The organism is Spiroplasma endosymbiont of Monopis laevigella, from assembly GCF_964019975.1.
Taxonomy (GTDB): domain Bacteria; phylum Bacillota_I; class Bacilli_A; order Mycoplasmatales; family VBWQ01; genus Spiroplasma_E; species Spiroplasma_E ixodetis_A.
Genome location: NZ_OZ026473.1, coordinates 1232240 through 1252048 on the forward strand (window position 1 = coordinate 1232240; position 19809 = coordinate 1252048).

16 protein-coding genes and 1 pseudogene are annotated in these 19809 nt (G+C 23.5%); 6 read left to right on the forward strand and 11 right to left on the reverse strand.

Going from position 1 to position 19809, the window contains the following annotated elements:
* Window positions 1-18 precede the first annotated feature (18 nt).
* Window positions 19-1941, reverse strand: a complete 1923-nt coding sequence (gene parE, locus AACK94_RS06600; RefSeq protein WP_338975599.1) for a DNA topoisomerase IV subunit B — start codon at window positions 1939-1941, stop codon at window positions 19-21.
* Window positions 1942-2235: 294 nt separating this feature from the next.
* Here parE and AACK94_RS06605 point away from each other — a divergent pair, with 294 nt between their 5' ends.
* Complete coding sequence (locus AACK94_RS06605) at window positions 2236-4311, forward strand: ankyrin repeat domain-containing protein (protein WP_338975600.1); 2076 nt, start codon at window positions 2236-2238, stop codon at window positions 4309-4311.
* 96 nt (window positions 4312-4407) lie between these two features.
* Here the strand turns inward: AACK94_RS06605 and uvrC are convergent, their stop codons facing one another.
* Both uvrC and AACK94_RS06615 read right to left on the reverse strand, forming a co-directional pair.
* A complete protein-coding gene (uvrC, locus tag AACK94_RS06610) occupies window positions 4408-6177 on the reverse strand; it encodes an excinuclease ABC subunit UvrC (protein ID WP_338975601.1) in 1770 nt (589 codons plus the stop codon).
* A gap of 128 nt (window positions 6178-6305) precedes the next feature.
* Window positions 6306-7367 (reverse strand): hypothetical protein, encoded by a 1062-nt coding sequence (locus AACK94_RS06615; protein ID WP_338975603.1) that lies wholly within the window; start codon window positions 7365-7367, stop codon window positions 6306-6308.
* A 345-nt stretch (window positions 7368-7712) separates the two neighbouring features.
* Between AACK94_RS06615 and AACK94_RS06620 the strand changes: the two genes are divergently transcribed.
* Window positions 7713-7937 carry a hypothetical protein gene (locus AACK94_RS06620; RefSeq protein WP_338975605.1) on the forward strand — a complete coding sequence of 75 codons (225 nt, stop codon included), beginning with the start codon at window positions 7713-7715 and terminating at the stop codon, window positions 7935-7937.
* 112 nt (window positions 7938-8049) lie between these two features.
* Here AACK94_RS06620 and AACK94_RS06625 read toward each other — a convergent pair whose 3' ends face one another.
* Window positions 8050-8385 carry a transposase gene (locus tag AACK94_RS06625; protein ID WP_338976373.1) on the reverse strand — a complete coding sequence of 112 codons (336 nt, stop codon included), beginning with the start codon at window positions 8383-8385 and terminating at the stop codon, window positions 8050-8052.
* Between the two features lie 28 nt (window positions 8386-8413).
* Between AACK94_RS06625 and AACK94_RS06630 the strand changes: the two are divergent.
* Window positions 8414-9280 (forward strand): annotated as a pseudogene (locus AACK94_RS06630) (IS256 family transposase); the annotation flags it as partial.
* A 38-nt stretch (window positions 9281-9318) separates the two neighbouring features.
* Here AACK94_RS06630 and AACK94_RS06635 read toward each other — a convergent pair.
* The 6 genes from AACK94_RS06635 to AACK94_RS06660 all read right to left on the reverse strand — a co-directional run bounded on the left by AACK94_RS06635 (window position 9319) and on the right by AACK94_RS06660 (window position 14228).
* A complete protein-coding gene (locus tag AACK94_RS06635) occupies window positions 9319-10557 on the reverse strand; it encodes an IS256 family transposase (protein WP_338976375.1) in 1239 nt (412 codons plus the stop codon).
* A gap of 156 nt (window positions 10558-10713) precedes the next feature.
* On the reverse strand, window positions 10714-10995 hold the full coding sequence (locus AACK94_RS06640) for a hypothetical protein (RefSeq protein WP_338975608.1): 282 nt from the start codon (window positions 10993-10995) through the stop codon (window positions 10714-10716).
* A gap of 21 nt (window positions 10996-11016) precedes the next feature.
* On the reverse strand, window positions 11017-11955 hold the full coding sequence (locus AACK94_RS06645; RefSeq protein WP_338975609.1) for a hypothetical protein: 939 nt from the start codon (window positions 11953-11955) through the stop codon (window positions 11017-11019).
* A 113-nt stretch (window positions 11956-12068) separates the two neighbouring features.
* Window positions 12069-12476 (reverse strand): hypothetical protein, encoded by a 408-nt coding sequence (locus AACK94_RS06650; protein ID WP_338975610.1) that lies wholly within the window; start codon window positions 12474-12476, stop codon window positions 12069-12071.
* A 138-nt stretch (window positions 12477-12614) separates the two neighbouring features.
* Window positions 12615-13193, reverse strand: coding sequence for a GNAT family protein (locus tag AACK94_RS06655; protein ID WP_338975611.1), 579 nt, complete (start codon window positions 13191-13193; stop codon window positions 12615-12617).
* Between the two features lie 21 nt (window positions 13194-13214).
* Window positions 13215-14228 carry a fructose-bisphosphatase class II gene (locus tag AACK94_RS06660; protein WP_338975612.1) on the reverse strand — a complete coding sequence of 338 codons (1014 nt, stop codon included), beginning with the start codon at window positions 14226-14228 and terminating at the stop codon, window positions 13215-13217.
* Between the two features lie 641 nt (window positions 14229-14869).
* Between AACK94_RS06660 and AACK94_RS06665 the strand changes: the two genes are divergently transcribed.
* Complete coding sequence (locus AACK94_RS06665; protein ID WP_338975613.1) at window positions 14870-15859, forward strand: hypothetical protein; 990 nt, start codon at window positions 14870-14872, stop codon at window positions 15857-15859.
* A 97-nt stretch (window positions 15860-15956) separates the two neighbouring features.
* Here AACK94_RS06665 and AACK94_RS06670 read toward each other — a convergent pair whose 3' ends face one another.
* Window positions 15957-18080 (reverse strand): hypothetical protein, encoded by a 2124-nt coding sequence (locus AACK94_RS06670; protein ID WP_338975614.1) that lies wholly within the window; start codon window positions 18078-18080, stop codon window positions 15957-15959.
* A 312-nt stretch (window positions 18081-18392) separates the two neighbouring features.
* On the opposite strand from AACK94_RS06670, the gene AACK94_RS06675 reads away from it, so the two are divergent.
* Window positions 18393-18704 carry an HU family DNA-binding protein gene (locus tag AACK94_RS06675; RefSeq protein WP_338975615.1) on the forward strand — a complete coding sequence of 104 codons (312 nt, stop codon included), beginning with the start codon at window positions 18393-18395 and terminating at the stop codon, window positions 18702-18704.
* 30 nt (window positions 18705-18734) lie between these two features.
* The gene (locus AACK94_RS06680) at window positions 18735-19748 is read left to right on the forward strand and encodes an alpha/beta hydrolase (RefSeq protein ID WP_338974433.1); all 1014 of its coding nucleotides are present in this window, start codon (window positions 18735-18737) and stop codon (window positions 19746-19748) included.
* The last annotated feature ends 61 nt before the right edge of the window (window positions 19749-19809 follow it).

The following is a 19809-nucleotide window of genomic DNA, read 5'->3' on the forward strand; positions in this document are numbered from 1 at the left end:
TATAAACTCCTTTTTTTCTTAATAATCACTAGCTTCAAAAGAAATATTTTCTTCAATTCATTTTCGTCTTTTTTCTGGTTTATCACCCATTAATATTTGAATTTCTGTTTCTGCTGATAGAGCATCCTCAATAGTAATTTTAATTAATTGACGGACGTTTGGGTCCATAGTTGTTTCTCATAATTGTTCAGCATTCATTTCTCCTAAACCTTTATAACGTTGCAGGTCATATTTACCTTTAATTGTTTCAACTTTATCTTTTAATTCTAACTCATTTCAAACATATACATGTTTCTCTTGCTCTTCTTCTTTAAAAGAAATTTTAAATAAAGGCGGTAATGCAATATAAATATTACCCGAAGTAATTAAATCTCGCATATAACGATAGAAAAAAGTTAGTAATAAAATTTGAATATGGGCACCATCAGTATCGGCATCAGTCATAATAATGACTTTATTATAATTACAATTTTCAATACTAAATTCGTTACCAACACCAGCACCAATCGCATTAATAATCATACTAATTTCCTCATTATTAAAAAGATCAATTACTTTAGTTTTTTCGGCATTAATTACTTTTCCTTTTAACGGTAATATCGCTTGGAACTTACGATCACGACCTGACTTGGCACTGCCACCAGCGGAATCTCCTTCCACTAAAAATAATTCATTAATATTAGGATTTTTACTTTGTGCGGGCACCAATTTACCTACTAAAAATTTTTGCGTATCTTTACTTTTATTACGCAATGATTCACGTTCTTTTCTTAAAGCATTACGAATATCACGAGCCTTAATGGCTTTATCAATAATTTTTTTAGCAGCATCACTATTTTCGTGAAGTCAAAATGAAAATCTTTCATTAACAATATTATCAACAACAATTCTTGCTTCGGGCGTTCCTAATTTACCTTTTGTTTGACCTTCGTATTGAATTAAATTTTCAGGAATACGCAACGAAACAATAGCAACCAAACCTTCTCGCAAATCATTACCTTCTAAATTTTTATCTTTTGCTTTTAATAATTCTTGTTTTCTTGCATATTCATTAATAGCTTTTGTTAAACCACTTTTAAAACCAACTAAATGACTTCCACCATCAACAGTTTTAACGTTATTGGCAAACCCTACTAACGTTTCGCTATAATCTTCCGTATATTGTAATACAATTTCAACGTCAATATTATTTTGTTTACCTTTTAAACTAACAATTGGTGATAAATTTTTTTTATCTTTATTTAAATATTGCATAAAAGCAACTAAGCCATTTTTATAATGAAAAGTTTCTTCAGTACCTGTCCTCTTATCAATTAATTGAATACTTAAATCATTAATTAAAAAAGCACTTTCACGTAAATGTTGTTCAAATAAATGAACATTTCAATCACAACCTAGAAAAAAACGATGAAAATCAGGTAAAAATTGTACCCTAGTTCCTGTTTTATAAGTGTTACCAATCATTTTTAAACTTTGATCAATCTTACCACCATTTTTAAATTTAATTTCATGAATTTTTTTATCACGATGAATAGTAACAATCATTCAATTACTTAAAGCATTTACTACTGAAGCACCAACGCCATGTAAACCACCCGAGGTTTTATAACTATTAGTGTCAAATTTTCCACCAGCATGTAAAACCGTATAAATAACTTCGGGAGTACTTTTTTTTGAAGCATGCATACCAGTTGGAACACCACGACCATTGTCTTCAACAGTAACTGACTTATCAACATTAATAGTAACAACAATACTAGTACAAAAACCAGCTAATGCTTCATCAATACCATTATCAACAATTTCTCAAACTAGATGATGAAGACCACGATTATCAGTAGAACCAATATACATTCCAGGTCTTTTTCTAACTGCTTCTAGACCTTCTAAAATTTGAATTGATGATTCATTATAAACACTGTTTTTTGGTTTATTTGCCATGAAAAAAAACTCCTTACTACAATTTATTTCATTTTCATTTTATCATATATTTATTTATTTAAAGATAATGTCGATAAAAGAACTAAATCAATTTTATAATTTAAAGTTAAAGGTTTCTATACAAAATTTAAGATAATACATTTAAAATAAATATTTAACTAATAATTTTTAATTATTAATAAAACAGCTATAAAAATAAATATAATAATCTTATAAAGATTATAGAATTTTATCGCTTACTTATTTTAATGTTTACAAAATAAATGGGTTTTTTATTGTTAAAGGAGTAAAAAAATGAATGACGATTTAAATGAAAAATTAATAAATAGTGCTTGAAATGGCGATTTAGATACAATTAATATTTTACTGATAAATAATGTTGCTGATGTTAATTATTTAACTATAAATAATTTTAGTTCTTTAACACTAGCCGACTGAAATGGACACTTAAATATCGTTAAAAATTTACTAGAAAATGATGCTAATATTAATCATGCTAATATATTTGGTAATACTGCTTTATTATTAGCTGCTGAAAATAATCATATTGAAATAGTTAATACACTAATAGAAAATAACGCTAATATTAATCATGAAAATAATGGTAATGAAACTGCTTTAATCTTAGCTGCTAAAAACGGACACTTAAATATCGTTAATATCTTAATAATGCAACATAATATTAATATTGATCATCCTAATAATTTTAATAATACTGCTTTAACACTAGCTGCTAAAAACGGACACTTAAATATCGTTAATATCTTAATAATGCAACATAATATTAATATTGATCATCCTAATAATTTTAATAATACTGCTTTAACACTAGCTGCTAAAAACGGACACTTAAATATCGTTAATGTATTAATAACACATAATGCCAATGTTAATCATATAAATGAAGATAATGATGAAACCGCTTTAATCTTAGCTGCCAGAAACGAACACCATGAAATCATTAATCTCTTAATCGATAATTTTGCTAATATTAATCATGAAAATCGTTATGGTGATACAGCTTTAATATGAGCCGCCAGAAACGGACACTTAAATATTGTTAATAGCTTAATAATGCAACATAATATTAATATTAATCATGAAAATATAGAAGGTTACACTGCTTTCAAGTGAGCCGCTACAAACGGATATTTAGATATAGCTAATGTTATAATAGCGCATAATGCTAATGCCGATCATACAAATCAAATAAATAATAATGCTTTAATATGAAGCGCGCGAAATGGTTATCTAAATATAGTTAATAGTTTAATAATACATAATACCAATATTAATTATGTAAATGAAAAAGGTGATACAGCTTTAATATGAAGTACTTGAAAAGGTTATTTGGAAATAGTTAACACTTTACTAGCAAAAAATGTTAATGTTAATTATTCAGATCAATCTGGTTACAGTCCTTTAATGATAGCTGCTGAAAATGGTTTTTTAGAAATTACTAATGCTTTAATAAAAAATGGCGCCAATGTTAATCATACAAATCAAGTTGGTGATACGGCTTTAATCTTAGCTGCTGAAAATGGTTTTTTAAAAATTGTTAATAGTTTAATAGAAAATAACGCTAATCTTAATTATGCAAATCAAAATGGTAATACAGCTTTAATGATGGCCAATAAAAATAACCATATAAAAATAGCAAGAATAATCGAGCAAATAAATCAACTAAATCAACTAAAGGCAGAAAATTTAATAAATGCTAAAGAAATGATACTAAACATTAATAATGTTTTAAATGAACAACTAAAAAAAACTAATGAAATAAAAGATAATCAAAATGATAATGAAATTTGAAAAAATAATCAAGAAGAAATTATTGAAATCATTGATAACTATAAACATAATTTAAATCAAAAACTTAAAAATATTAATTCAGAACTTAATAATCATTCTCTAAAAAAAGATTTTATTAATATTCTAAAGTTTGGAAAAGAAAATTATTCATTATTACATATAGCAGTATTAAATGATTGACAAAAATTAGTAACTTATTTAATAAATGAATGACCAGTTGATATTGATTATCAAGATAATTCGGGAAATTCGGCATGAAATCATGCTTGTATGTTATTACAACCAAAAAATACTTTGACTATTAAAAAAGAACATCAATTAACTTATAAAAATAAAGTATTTATAAAACAATTAATTCCTTCATCTCCAAATTGAAATCCAATTGAAAAAAAAGAAATTAATAAAAATGCTAGTGAAAATAGAAAAAAAATTATTGACTATTATATGCCAAAAGATAAAAATAGTATTGAGAGTTGAGAACATATTAGTAGTATCGATTTACAAATGCAAAATTCTTTCACAAACGAAAGCAATACGTTAAAATTTTCAATATCTTAAAACATTAAGATATTTTTTATCTAACTTTTGATATTTTTACATTAGTAACTTAGATAAATATCTTATTTACGTTATTATTTATTTCTTAATAACATATTATTCAAAACTATGTAATTCTTTTCATAGTTTTTCTAAAATTACTTTTGATTTAACTAATGATAAAAGTTCTGTTTTTGTAGCATTTTGCAATAATTGTCAAGTTGGAAATTGCTGTAATATTTTATTTTGTAATTGTAAACCAATTCCTGGTACTGATGATAAAACACTACTTATCATTGATTGACTTCGCTTTGCTTTATGATATTTAATTGCATAATTATGAACTTGATCTTGTAATTTACTCAAAAATAAAAAACAAGCATCAGTCTTAGGAATATTAATAATTTGCATTTTATCATTTATAATTTTATCAGTTTGATGTTTTTTATTTTTAACTAATCCAATAATAGGAATTGTTAAGTTTAATAATGTTAGTTGTTCTAATGTAGCACTAATTTGTGGTTTTCCACCATCAACAATAATTAAATCAGGAAGTGGCAATTTATTAATAACTAAGTGATGATATCTACGATAAATCATTTCACAAAAACGATGATAATCATCAACAATTTTTGGATCTAATAAAAATTTGCGATAATCATTAAAACTAGGATTACCATTCTTATAAACAATCATACCACCAACACTAGCACTTTGTTGAAGATTAGAAACATCAAAAACCTCTAAATGATTTAAATTAGGAATTTTTAATCATTGTGATAATACTTTCATCATATTTAACGGCGCATTAAACTGATTAGTCTGTAAATAATTATTTCATACATAAATGGCATTGGTTTTTGCCAATGTTAAAATATGTTCTTTTGTTCCTTTAATTGGATTAATAAATTTTATTTGTGGAAATAATAATTTTAATTGTTTTAAATCAATATTTGATGGTAAATATATTTCATTTGGCAATGTATTTTTACTATATAGTTGTTGACAATAATTACGAATTAAATCTTGAATTTCTAAGTAATTATTTTGAACTATTTGTTCATCTTTAGCTTGCAATTTACCATTACGATAAAATAAAGTAATTAAAACAACCATTTCATTTTCAATTAAAAAATTAATAAAATCGCGATTTCCATAATCTTGAAACTCAACAACTTGTTGTGATAAAAATAGATCTATTTTTGATAACAAAATTTTAATACGATTAGCATTTTCAAATTGTAAGTTTTCAACACTAATATTCATATTATTAATTAATATTTTTTTAACAGCAGTAACATTCCCTTTGAAAAATTGATCAATTTTACTAATCATATCTTCATAATAAGTAATAGGTACTGATTTAAAACAAGCGCCAGAACATTGCTGTAAATGATAATATAAACAAGGTTTACCAAGATTACCAGCACATTTTCGTAATGGAAAAATTCGTTCCAATAACTTTAAAATTTCACGCGCACCAGTACCATCGGGAAATGGTCCATAATAATGTCCCTCTTTTTTAGTAGCACTACGTACATAACGATATTGTGGATCACGATTATTAGTGATTTGAATATAAGGATATTTTTTATCATCTGCTAACAAAATATTATATTTAGGATGATGTTTTTTAATCAATGTTTGTTCTAAAATTAAAGCCTCTTTTTCATTAGATGTCGTAATGTATTCAACATCATGAATATCATTAACTAATAACATTGTTTTAAAATTACTGGCTTTATTTAAATATGAAGTTACTCGTTTTTTTAATGAATTAGCTTTACCAACATAAATTAAATTATTATGTATATCTTTAAATAAATAGCATCCAGCAATATTAGGTAAAAGTTTAATTTTCATTTGTAGTAAAGATTTTTCTGCCATTAGTTCACCTAAATTTATTAACAAATTAAAAGATACTTTGATTTTAACATTAATATAATGTTTTATCCTAAAGTAAACTCTTAATTTTATTCATTATTAATTACTTATGATTCGTTATTAATAATAGTCTAGTTATCATTAATAATTTCACGATTTAAAATACTATCTTCTAAACTTTTTTTAACTACCAGAGTACCTTTGCTATTACTCATTACATCTTTTTGTTTTTCAGGGTCAATTTTACCAAAAGGAGTTAAATAACTATTTTCATTAAAATAAACAATAGGTGAAGAAGGTTTATTGATAATGTCGCTATTATCATTTTGTTTTATTTCATTTTGTTTTATTTCCGCTTTTTTTACTGGTGATATAGATGGTTCCTTCTTTGATTCGTTATTAAAATTATTTTCTTTTCTAAAATATTTTTTAACTTGTTTATCAATTAATAATTTTTCTTTTTTTAACTTAATATGTTTTTGTTTTAAATCAGCATTTATTTTATTTTTTTGCTTTTTATTTTTATTATTAATAATAATTTGTTTAATAATTTGTTTCATTTTGCTAAAGAAAATAAAAGGTTTATTAAAAATAAATAAACAAGTTAAAGAAAAAATACTAATAAAGTTTGCAATTAAATTAGTAACAAAAAAACCATAATTAAAAATACCTATTAAAACATTACTAATAATGCCACCAGTAGCATATGCTGGAAAAAAGGTTTCAACACTAAAGTCTTTAAAAGAAATTGGTGAAGCAAAAAAACCTAGATAATTATTTATAGCATTTGTATTTCGTCATGTTTTAACGTATATTTCACTAATATTTAATAGGTTTAAATTATAATAACTAGTTCATAAATTATTCTTTCCTAAAATTATTAAAGTTAAAGTTTGTGTTGTCCAACAACTAATCACTAAAAATAAAAAAGTAACAAAAATATACTTCAATTTAAATTGCATGCGATAACCAAAAGCTAAAGGAATAATCATTAAAAAAAGAAAGAAATAAACAGCATATTTCACTCATCCAAATAAAAAAGAAAAAAGAAAATCATCAAGTACTTTACCAATTATTGAAAATCTAGTTAAACTAACTATTAGGAAAAAGAAGATTACTAATAAGAAAAAAAGTAACCCAACTTCATCACCACGAGATTGAGATTTTGATATTTTAATGCCATTTTTAATCATAAGAATATCACCTCTTAACAGTCTCCACAAAATAACTTATAAAAATAGTATAACATAATTGATATATGTAATATCTTTCTATAATCGATTTTTGATTTATTATTGCAAAAGAACAATAATATTTTTTTAATACTTTTATCATAAAAAATGTATTATTTAAATTTCATATTCATTATTTTCTAGATTTTAAAAATTTAAAATAAATCATTTTTCTTATTTATATTTATTTAACAATTAATTTATATAACATTATATAATCATTGTAAACTTAATATAAGTTTTACCCGTTGCTTCATTTAAAGTAAAATGGGTTTTTATTTTCTAATTTTAAAGGGGACATAAACAATGTGAGATTTTAATAAAAATAAAAAAGAAGAACAAGAAAGACAAAAAGAAGCCGAAAAACAAGCAGAACAACTACGAAAAATTGAAAGAGACCAAGCTAAATTAAAAGCCGAAAGAGAAGAAAGAAAAAGACAAAAAGAAGAACAAGAAAAAAAGAAAGACAAAGAGAAGCCGAAAAACAAGCAGAACAACTACGAAAAATTGAAAGAGACCAAGCTAGATTAAAAGCCGAAAGAGAAGAAAGACAAAAACAAAAAGAAGAAAGAGAAAGAGAAGAAAAAAATAGGGAGCGTACGAGGCTTTTTAATAATCTGTGTATCTTTGTTTTACAAAGTTACTAATTTAGATTAATTCTGTCTTCAAATTTTATCATAAAATGAGCAATTGCTGTATTTCAATTTTGAATAGGCAATGTTCATTTTTTTGTTATATTTTCAATTGCCAAGTAAAATATTTTGAAAACTGCCATATCATTAGGAAAAACTTTTTTATTTCTGATGATTTTTCGTAATTGACTATTAACAGATTCAATAGCATTTGTAGTATAAATCACTCTTTTGATTTCTACTGGATAACTAATAAAAACCATTAAATTATCTCAATTTTTGGTAATGTTTAGTAATCTGTGTAACTTACAAAAATAACTATGTTTAATTAATTCTAGTAAATATAATTAAATGACTAGAAAGAGTGAGTTACAGATGGCTAAAAAAGATAACTTTAATAATAATGATCCAATATCAAAAGCAGTAGATTTATTATTAGAAAATACTGAAGATTTAACAAAAGTTTTTAAAGAGGGAGGGTTGTATAAAGAATTAACAAAAAGATTAGTAGAAAAAATGTTGAATTCTGAGATGCAAAATTATTTAGGATATGAAAAAAATCAACATAGTACTACTGAAAATGCTCGTAATGGTACAAGTTCAAAAAAATTAATAACTCAACAAGGTAAAATTGAAATTGATGTACCAAGAGATCGCAATAGTAATTTTACTCCTGTAATAGTTCCTAAAAGGCAAAGAAGATTTGATGGTTTTGATCAACAAGTTCTTTCCTTGTATGCAAAAGGAATGACATTATCTGACATTAGAATGCAGTTGCAAGAGTTATATCATGGTGCTGATATTAGTGAAAGTGTTATTAGTCAAATTACTGATGATGTTATTGATGATGTTAAAGCATGACAAAATCGACCATTAGAAAGTATTTATCCTATTGTTTATTTTGATTGTATAGTAGTTAAAGTACGACAAGATAAACGGATTATTAACAAATCAGTTTATATAGCATTAGGAGTTGATTTAGAAGGCAAAAAAGATGTTTTAGGATTATGAATTAGTGAAAATGAAGGTTCTAAGTTTTGATTATCTAATTTCACAGAAATGAAAAATCGTGGCTTAAATGATATTCTTATTGCTTGTAGTGATAATTTAATAGGCATGTCAGAAGCAATACAATCAGTTTATCCTAAAACAGAACATCAATTATGCATTGTTCATCAAATTAGAAATAGTTTAAAATATGTTTCATACAAACATCGAAAAGGTCTAGTTGCAGATTTGAGGCTTTTTAATAATCTGTGTATCTTTGTTTTACAAAGTTACTAATTTAGATTAATTCTGTCTTCAAATTTTATCATAAAATGAGCAATTGCTGTATTTCAATTTTGAATAGGCAATGTTCATTTTTTTGTTATATTTTCAATTGCCAAGTAAAATATTTTGAAAACTGCCATATCATTAGGAAAAACTTTTTTATTTCTGATGATTTTTCGTAATTGACTATTAACAGATTCAATAGCATTTGTAGTATAAATCACTCTTTTGATTTCTACTGGATAACTAATAAAAACCATTAAATTATCTCAATTTTTATATCAAGATTTAGTAATTTGAGGATATTGTTTATTTCATTTACTTTCAAACGATTCTAAAGCTTGCATTGCTTGTTCTTCACTACATGCACTATAAATTGGTTTTAAATCTGCAACTAGACCTTTTCGATGTTTGTATGAAACATATTTTAAACTATTTCTAATTTGATGAACAATGCATAATTGATGTTCTGTTTTAGGATAAACTGATTGTATTGCTTCTGACATGCCTGTTAAATTATCACTACAAGCAATAAGAATATCATTTAAGCCACGATTTTTCATTTCTGTGAAATTAGATAATCAAAACTTAGAACCTTCATTTTCACTAATTCATAATCCTAAAACATCTTTTTTGCCTTCTAAATCAACTCCTAATGCTATATAAACTGATTTGTTAATAATCCGTTTATCTTGTCGTACTTTAACTACTATACAATCAAAATAAACAATATGATAAATACTTTCTAATGGTCGATTTTGTCATGCTTTAACATCATCAATAACATCATCAGTAATTTGACTAATAAAACTTTCACTAATATCAGCACCATGATATAACTCTTGCAACTGCATTCTAATGTCAGATAATGTCATTCCTTTTGCATACAAGGAAAGAACTTGTTGATCAAAACCATCAAATCTTCTTTGCCTTTTAGGAACTATTACAGGAGTAAAATTACTATTGCGATCTCTTGGTACATCAATTTCAATTTTACCTTGTTGAGTTATTAATTTTTTTGAACTTGTACCATTACGAGCATTTTCAGTAGTACTATGTTGATTTTTTTCATATCCTAAATAATTTTGCATTTCAGAATTCAACATTTTTTCAACTAATCTTTTTGTTAATTCTTTATATAAACCGCCAGATTTAAAAACTGTTGTTAAATCTTCAGTATTTTCTAGTAATAAATCTACTGCTTTTGATATTGGATCATTATTATTAAAGTTATCTTTTTTAGCCATCTGTAACTCACTCTTTCTAGTCATTTAATTATATTTACTAGAATTAATTAAACATAGTTATTTTTGTAAGTTACACAGATTACTAAACATTTCCTAAAATTATGATGAATTACTATTTCTCCTTCTAATAACATCTACTCACTTCCCTTCTTTTTTTTAATTATCATAATGATTATTTAATAACCATATCCTTATTATTTTTATCAATATTTCTAATTGAGTATTTAATGATTCTCAAGCTAAATTAAAATTTTCTTTATTTTCCAAATAATAATAATTATGAATAATAATATTTGGTATATTATTATTTTTTCCTAAAACAACATTATCTAAATAACCAATGTGAGTTCGTAAAATTTTATATTTTATTAAAAATTTATCAATTTTCATATCTTCATAAATCATATCTAATATTTCAACAGATTTAATTTTTTTCATTGAAATATTTCTTTTAATAATTTAAAAAATATTATCACTTCTAAATGATTTTAATATTTCTTGTTCTAATTTTTTAGAATCTTTTCTTATAAAATCTAGTTTATCACTAGTAAATGAATATGAATTATTTCAAATTTCCTTTTCTTCTTTACTTAAATTTTCTCAAATTTCTAATATTTTAAATCTAAATTTGGGAGATTTTAAAATAGCAAAAATTGATAATAATTCTAAAGATGACCTAATAACTATAGAACTAATTAAAAATGGATAATTTTCAGACTTTATTTTTAACGTATCAAGTAAAGGTTTTGTATTATTTTTTCATATTTGAAATATTCCTCATTTAATATCTGTAATTTTTTCTTTATTATCTAGTAATTGTTTATGTATATTTTTTAAAAAGTTAACATTATTATAATATTTAATTAATTGTTCTTGAATAAGGGTTCTATCATGAATGGGCGTTTGATTTGCTAATTCAATTTCTTGCCTCAAAGTACTTGAACCTATAGAACTTGGCTCTAAATATTTTATAACAAATTCATATAAAATAAAAATTTTGTTTCCTTCTCAACCACGAGTTGAATAATTTTCATCTTTTAAATTTTTTACAAGAAAGTTATACAAATCTTGTTTATCTACAAGAGTTATTTTAACTTCTCATTTTTCTACAGTTACTGCTATATTAAATAATTTAGATAACGTTTTTAATTCATCATTATATTCAATTTTAATAACAGACCTCGCCAATTCTAAAGCTGATATACTTTCACTATTTCCATTTATATTAATTTTATTTATATCTTTTTTATCCTTATTATAAGTTTCAACAATATCAATTACTCACACGGCATTATTTAAATCTGTATCTAAAGATTTAATTGATTTATTAAATCTATAACTTAATTTTTGTTTAATTTCTTTATTTTCAAATTTATTTTCTTTATATTTAAAAAACATATCTTTTAAATCATAAAAATATTTTAGTCTTGATCAAGATCTTTTACCCTTATTTTCACCAGCATGTCTTGTATATATTATTTTTCAAATTTCATCTTCATGCTTTACATCTGCTAATGCACTTCAGTTACATTCAACTTATTAAAATTAGGTTTTTCTGGCGATTGTAAAATCTTAATAACTTTTGAATAATTTTTTTTATCCGAAAAATTTTCTAAAATAGTTTTATATTTATCAAATTCTGTAATTAAATACATACACATTATTCTTCTATTACCTTCAATTGAATAAAAGAATTGATCTTTACCTTCTAAAATAAAAATTTGATCCATAGCAGCATTGTAGCCTAACATTAATTGTTCTAATAAATCATCTCATTCACCTTCATACTGTAATAATTTTTTAATATTTTCATAAATGTCATAATTTAAACCATAATTTATATTAAGTAAATCAATTTCAATAGATCTAGTATACCTTGGATTATGTGGAAGTAATCTTATTTCTGTATAAGATTTCAATTTTAATCTCTCCTTTAAATATTTTATACCTCTTAATAAAAAAACATTTTAACAAAAATATTCACGTTTTAATTATATAAAAATACTAAAAAATATTAAATAATAATTAAAATTTTATTATCTAGTTACTATTTTTTATTATTTATTATCTTTAAAATACTCACTACGAATAATACTAAATATTTTACAATCACTAACTTTACCATCTTTAATAAAATTACTACGGGAAATTCCTTCAAACTTCATACCAACACTTTCCATCGTTTTCGCTGAAGCAATGTTCTCTTTAACACAACTGCCTTCAATTCTAATACTATCAGTATTTTCAAATCCGCACTTAATAGCAGTTAACAATGCCTCTTTGGCATAACCTTTACCCCATTCTTTTGGATTAAAAGCATAACCTATTTCCAAACATTTAGTGTGAGCAAAATATCTAATAAAGCCACAAGTACCAATCATCGTATTAGTTTTATCATCTTTTAATTGCACTGCTCACATTAAAGAACTTAATTGTTTATATTCTTGTAATAAAGAATTAATAAAACCAATACTATCATTAATACTTTTATGAGCTTTTCACGGTACATATTTTGTCATATTTTCATTCTTCGCATAATTAAATAATGCTTGTGCATCATTTAAAGTAATAGGACGTAGTTTTAAACGTTGACTTTCTAAAACTGGGATGGCAGGTAAACGATCAATATCATTCATAATTTTCTCCTTTAAATATTTTTAAACATATCTATTATATATTTTCATAATTTTTTCAACACTTGGCAATAGTTTATTAACCTGACTAACACTATAAGTAACTTCCATATTTCTAACAACACCATGCGATACAAAAAAAGTATTTAAATAATATGTACCATAATAATATTTAATTGCTTTTAAACTTCCACCAGCTGTTAAACCTGTTGCAACAAAACGGACATTTTCATCTTTTACTAAATCTTTAGCAAAATAATATTTATTATATGATAATTTATATTTTTTAATAGCAATATCTTCAATATTAACACGAATCTTAGTGTCTTCATCAGTAGGTCAGATTGTTTGATAGGAAATTAACTTAGTTTTAATATTGCCACCAGCACTTAATGCTAATGCTGCCATTAATGCCCCTTCAGGAGCACCACCAATACCATAAACAAAATCTGCTTCCTTGTTAATAACATCAATAGCAGCAAGCACATCACCATCACCAATTAAACGAACAATAATACCTAAATCATGCAACTTTTCAATTATTTTTTGATGTCTTGGTTTATCTAAAACAATACCAATTAAATCATTATGTTTTTTCATTTTTTGCATAGTTTTAATGTTAGTAATAAAATCATCTTCATTGTTAATAGCATCTTGTAAATCGGGTCCAACAAATAATTTTTCCATATACATTTCTGGTAACTTTAAAATAGTATTGGGTGTTGCTGCTGCTAAACAAGCAATACTACCAGCAATATTATAAGCAGCAGGATAAGTACCTTCTACTGGATCAACTGCTAAATCATAAATTAAAGTTTTTCCTTTTCCTAGTTCTTGATTAACAAATAACATTGGGGCTTGATCTAACTCACCTTCACCAACGATAATACGACATTTAATAGGGACATTATCTAGCATAATTGTCATTGCTTCAACAGCAGCAAAGTCAACAGCATTCTTATTTTTACGACCAATAAATTTATAAGCAGCAATTGTCGCCATTTCTACTGCTCTAATTAAATACATATCCTTATTCATATTTTTCTCCATAATTAAGATGTTCATTGTTAATTATATGATAATTTTTAACAAAAAACTTAATTATTAAATCTCTTTTTTATTACTTTTAAATATTAACGCTATTGATACTTAGTTTTACAAAAAATTTATGAACAAAATTTTGAATTTAAAAAAACACTGCCTAAAAAATATTAAAAATTTTAATAATTTCCAAAAGTTATTTCATGAAAAATTATTTTAAAGTTTTATAATTTAAAATAAAGATTTTGACAGATTAAATAAATTAAATTTAGTAAGAAAATAAAAAAGAATTAAGTATTTAGTAATACTAATTTTAACTAGTATATTAAGTACTAATATGATTATAAATAGCAATATATTTTAAAAAATTAATCAATATTAAACTCATCACAAACTAAATAATAACTTGATAACTATCAATTTAACATTTACAAATATTATTTATAAAACTTAATAAAATTTCACTTTGAATGTCCATCTTTCTTGACAGCGCTATTTCAAGTTTTCTTAAATTGATAATCTAATAATAAAAGAGAACTAATTTAATCATATTTTTATTTTAAAATAATAAAATTTAAAAATTGTTTTGTTTTGAAAGTAAATAAAAAAATATTTACTTTCAAAGGAGGGCAAAAATTATGAAATACTTTAATCCAAATTATTGATTTAAATTATGAATATTAATCGGACCATTTTTTAACAATAAAGTGCAATGTACTAATACTATGTCAATTGATAATGAAATAGATTCTAACAATACATTTGACATAACATCAATAAAAAATTTAATATACAATCAAATAGAACTAGAAACAATAGCAAAAGAATTAATTTTACTCAATAGAAATAAGAGAGCAAAAGGAAAAAGCGGAGGAAAAGGAAAAATAAATATTAAATTAAAAAATAAAACAACGATTACCAAAAATGCTAATAAAGGAAAGATAAAAAAGATAAAAAAAAGTTCTAGAAAAATTACAAAAAAAAATAGTGAAGATTCAAATAAAGAGTCAGGAACTTCTGAAACAGACAAAAGAAATATTGAAGAAAAAAGTTTAAAAAAAAGAAAACCAATAATATTTGAAAGAAAAGACAATGATAAAGCAAAGGATTTTGTTCCTAAACCAATCACAATTAATGGAAATGATATTTTAAATATTTTAAAATTAACTAAAAAAGAAATTCGAGCATTCAATGCAACAACACAAATTCCATACTTTAGCAAACAACAAATTGAAACATTTACCTCAGCACAGATTACCTGATTTACAATAAAGCAAATTCCACATTTTACAAAATTACAAATACCAGCACTCACAAAAGAACAAATACCAGCATTTACCGAAAAGCAAATTCAAGCATTTACAGATTGACAAATTCAAGCATTGACAGAAGAACAAATCAGTTGATTTACAATAGAAAAAATACTAGCATTCACAAAAGAACAAATTGCATCATTTACAGAACAACAAATCTCATATTTTGCACCATTATGATCAGAAATCTTATTTAAAAAATATATTAATGATGAAAAATCATGAAAAGAAATCAATGTTAAAAATAGAATTAATGATGAAAAATCATGAGAAGAAATCAATGTTAAAAATAGAAGTATTTCAAAATTTATATAAAAAAATTAAATTATTATTTTTTTTCCTTATTAATTTTAAATTCCAGATAATTAAATTATCTGGAAAATTGCATTATTTATAAGTTTAAAACTTTTGATTATATATTATTTGTAAATGCTATCTTTTGTTCAGAAAGTACTAGACCAACTGATACTTCTTGATTTATTGATTCAACATCTGCTATTTGTAATACATTATTAGAATTTCCTATCAAACAATCTGAATTTATTGAATTTAATGTTATATCTAAAATATTAGATATTTCTTTTACCATTTTATATACAAAATCATTTTCTTTAAGAAATTCGCTAGTTTGTTGCGTTTCATAATCACTTATTTTTATATTTTGCTGTTTTTTATTTAAATCAAGAAATTCATTAAATTCAAAAAATAAATGTTTTAACTCTTGTAATTGATCTTTTTGTTGATAAATTTTTTCATATAATAAATCTAAATTTTTAATATAATTTTTAATATTATTATTTTGTACTCTAACTTTTATAAACATAAATTTATAATCTTTTTTATTTTTTTGTTCAAAATTATTAACTATTTTTTTACATATTTTTTGATTTAAATTATATTTTTTTTGATAATCATACATTAATGGAATAAACTTTTTAGGAATTTTAATTAACGTTGTAAAATCAATTAAAAACAAAAGATTTTGCGAACTATCATTTTCATTAGTACATAATAAAGCAAATTTTTTGTTTTCATTAAAAAGAAAATTCTTTTTACTATTTTTTGCCATTTTATTTTGTAATTTTTTAAAAATCATTTGTTCTTCTTCATTACAATCTTCAAATAATAGTAATGGATTAAAATAAAGGTTTTTTGCTATTTTTTGATTCTTCCCTTCATTTAAACTATCATCTTTAATAAAAATTAGATAAGAATATGGACCTTTATATTCTTGTAAAAAATTATAATAATTAAGAGTCATTTTTACTATTGATCCTGATTCTAATTTTAATTCTTCAAAATCAAATAATTTGCATTTACCATTATTTTCATTATTGATATCAATAGTGATATCACTAGAAGTTGATGGTTGTAATTCTTGTTGAGCATTACTTTCTTTATAGTTATTAAACTGTTTTATACTTTTTAAAAGTTCACCATATTTATTTTCTCCAAAAAAAGTAGTAAAATTCTTGATAATAATTTTAAGTGCAGCATCATAATCAGCAACTATTGATATAGAATTTTCAATTTTAGAGTTTTTAATAAAAAAATATTCACCTAAAAATTTATCTACTTGTTCTTTTAATGTAATGAAAAACTTAAAATCTTCTTTTATTTTTTCATGAAAAGTTTTAAATTCATTAAATAAATTAATAATATCATTACTCTTTTTGGTTATATTCAATTTATTTTCAGTAAAACAACTATTCATTTTATTATTAATTTCATTTAATTTATCCCTTATTTCTTTTATATTTTTTTCAATTTTATCTTTAATTTTTTTTATATCAATTTCTAACTTTAATTGTTCTTGCGTTAATACTATTATTTCTTTTTCTTGGCTTTTAATACTAATTTCATTTTCTAAAATTTGTTTTTTATAACTTGAAATTTTTGTTTCTAAAATTTGAATTCTTTCTTTTGCATTTTTAACTTTATTATTATAATCGATTCATAATGCATCTCAATGCTTTTGTATGTTTGCATCACTTGAATTAACTTCAATTAAAGCTGATACTACTTCAACATATTTTATTTTTGTTCTCATAGTAGCTTGGAAATCTTCAATATTTTTTTGAGTTTCTTGAAAAGTATCTTTATCTATCTTTGCGCTTTTTTCTTTAAACTCTTCTTTATCTTTTTGCAAAGCTTTAATTTCTTTTCTTATTTTTTTTAATTCTTTTTGATCTTTTGCTATTTTTTCATCCAATGTTTGATTTCTAAGTTGATTATTAGTCCTACTTTTTGTTAAATCTTCAATATGACTTTTTAAGTTTTTTAAATCATCTTCTTTATAAGATAAATCCTTTTCATATTTACTATTCTCTAATTCTTCTTCTGATAAAATATCTTGATATCTTTGTTTATAATTACGTTGTTCCTCAACACTTTCATTTATGAAAAATGTGAATTCTTTTTTAAAAATTTCTAAATTTTCTTTAAATTTTCTAATTTTATTTTCAATATCACCTATTGAAACATTTGTTGTCGCTATCTCTAGAATAATTTTAAACCTCTCTTTCTTTTCTTTCAAAAATAAAAAACCACTTGCTTTAAAACTAAAGCAATGGCCAAACACTTTTATTTTTGTAATTACATTTTATAGAAATTATAATTATAGTTAAGGAATATACTTACTTATACTATTGAATATAATAAAGAAATTTTTATCTTTGATTCTTATTATTTTTAATGTTAAAATTATTCAAATTAAATATGTAAAATGCCTTTTATATATAAAATTATTAATAAGCAAAGTACGAAAAATTTATAGATTACATTTTATAAATAAAATAATATAAAATAATATTAGAAGGATATGGGCAAACAGATAGGGTTGATTTTTATGAACGCAAAAGAATTAATTGCAAGAGTATCAGATAAAACTAAATTTAACATTCAAGATATTGAAATAGTTTTTAATTGTGTAATTGAAGAAATTAAAAATATTAACCAACTAGGTAAAGTAATTACTATTTCTAATTTTGGTACTTTTAAAATCAAAAAAGTAAAACCTTGTTTACGACGAAATAGTAAAAATAATGGACAACACGTAGTTAGCAAATACAAATATATTAAATTTATACCTTATAAAAAATACAAAAAATATATTCGTTGTAAACCAAAACCAACAATACTAAATAACATCGACTATTAAAATGTATGACCTAAAATGTGAGGAAAACTAATGAAACAAAGTAGTATTAATAGAATAAAATTAAGACAAAAAGTTAATATAAATTCAATTGAAATGTTTAAAGCATGCTTGCAATATAATTCTCAATCTCAACCGAAAGTTAAAATTGAATTAGCAAAATGGCCAATGTATTTTGAATATTGAGAATACCTAGAAAAACATGAAAATATAATTCCTTTTTCAATTAAAACATCAATTGACAATTTAACATTATACGGTAATCTTTTAAAAAGTCCCCTTAAAAATGAAAATAATAATAAAACAATAATTTTATTACACGGAATAACTAATACAAGATTTTGAATATTTAAACAGGCTTTCATTTTTTTACGTGCTGGCTATAATGTTATTTGATATGATGCTCGTAACCATGGTGAAAGTGATGCATCACCAACAACTTTTGGTTTAAAAGAATCACAAGATTTACAAGACATTATTGAATACTGTTGTAAAACATATAAGCAAGAAACTACTGCTTTAGGATTATATGGTTTTTCATTAGGTGGCGCAACAGTAGTAATGTGAAGCGATTTATATGCAAAACATAAAATTAATCAAAAAGTAAAATTCATTATTTCTGATTGTACATTTAGTCGCTTAGATCGTACGTATAGTGAAAAACTATACAATTATGCTTTCTTACCTACTAATTTAATGCTGAAATTAAGTCGGAAAAAAGCACAAAAAACATTTGGTGTCGATGGTTTACAAGAAATACAACCAATTAAATATTTAAAATTAATACCTGATATGCCAATGTTATTTCTTCATGGTCAAAATGATCACTTTATTAACTACACTAATGCTAACGAATTATTTCAAGAAAAAATTCGATATGAAATACCAAAAAAAAGTTCATTATACACTATCCTTGATGCTAACCACGGTCAAAGTTTTTTAATTGGTGATTTAGACCACACAGTTGTTAATGAATATAATTTAGTAACTGATAAAGGTATTAGTGACACTACTTTAGAATTTGTTCAAAAATGAATCAATACTTAAGATAAACACTATTAATTGATATTTTTATTAAATATATATTATAATTAATGAGAGTGGAGCG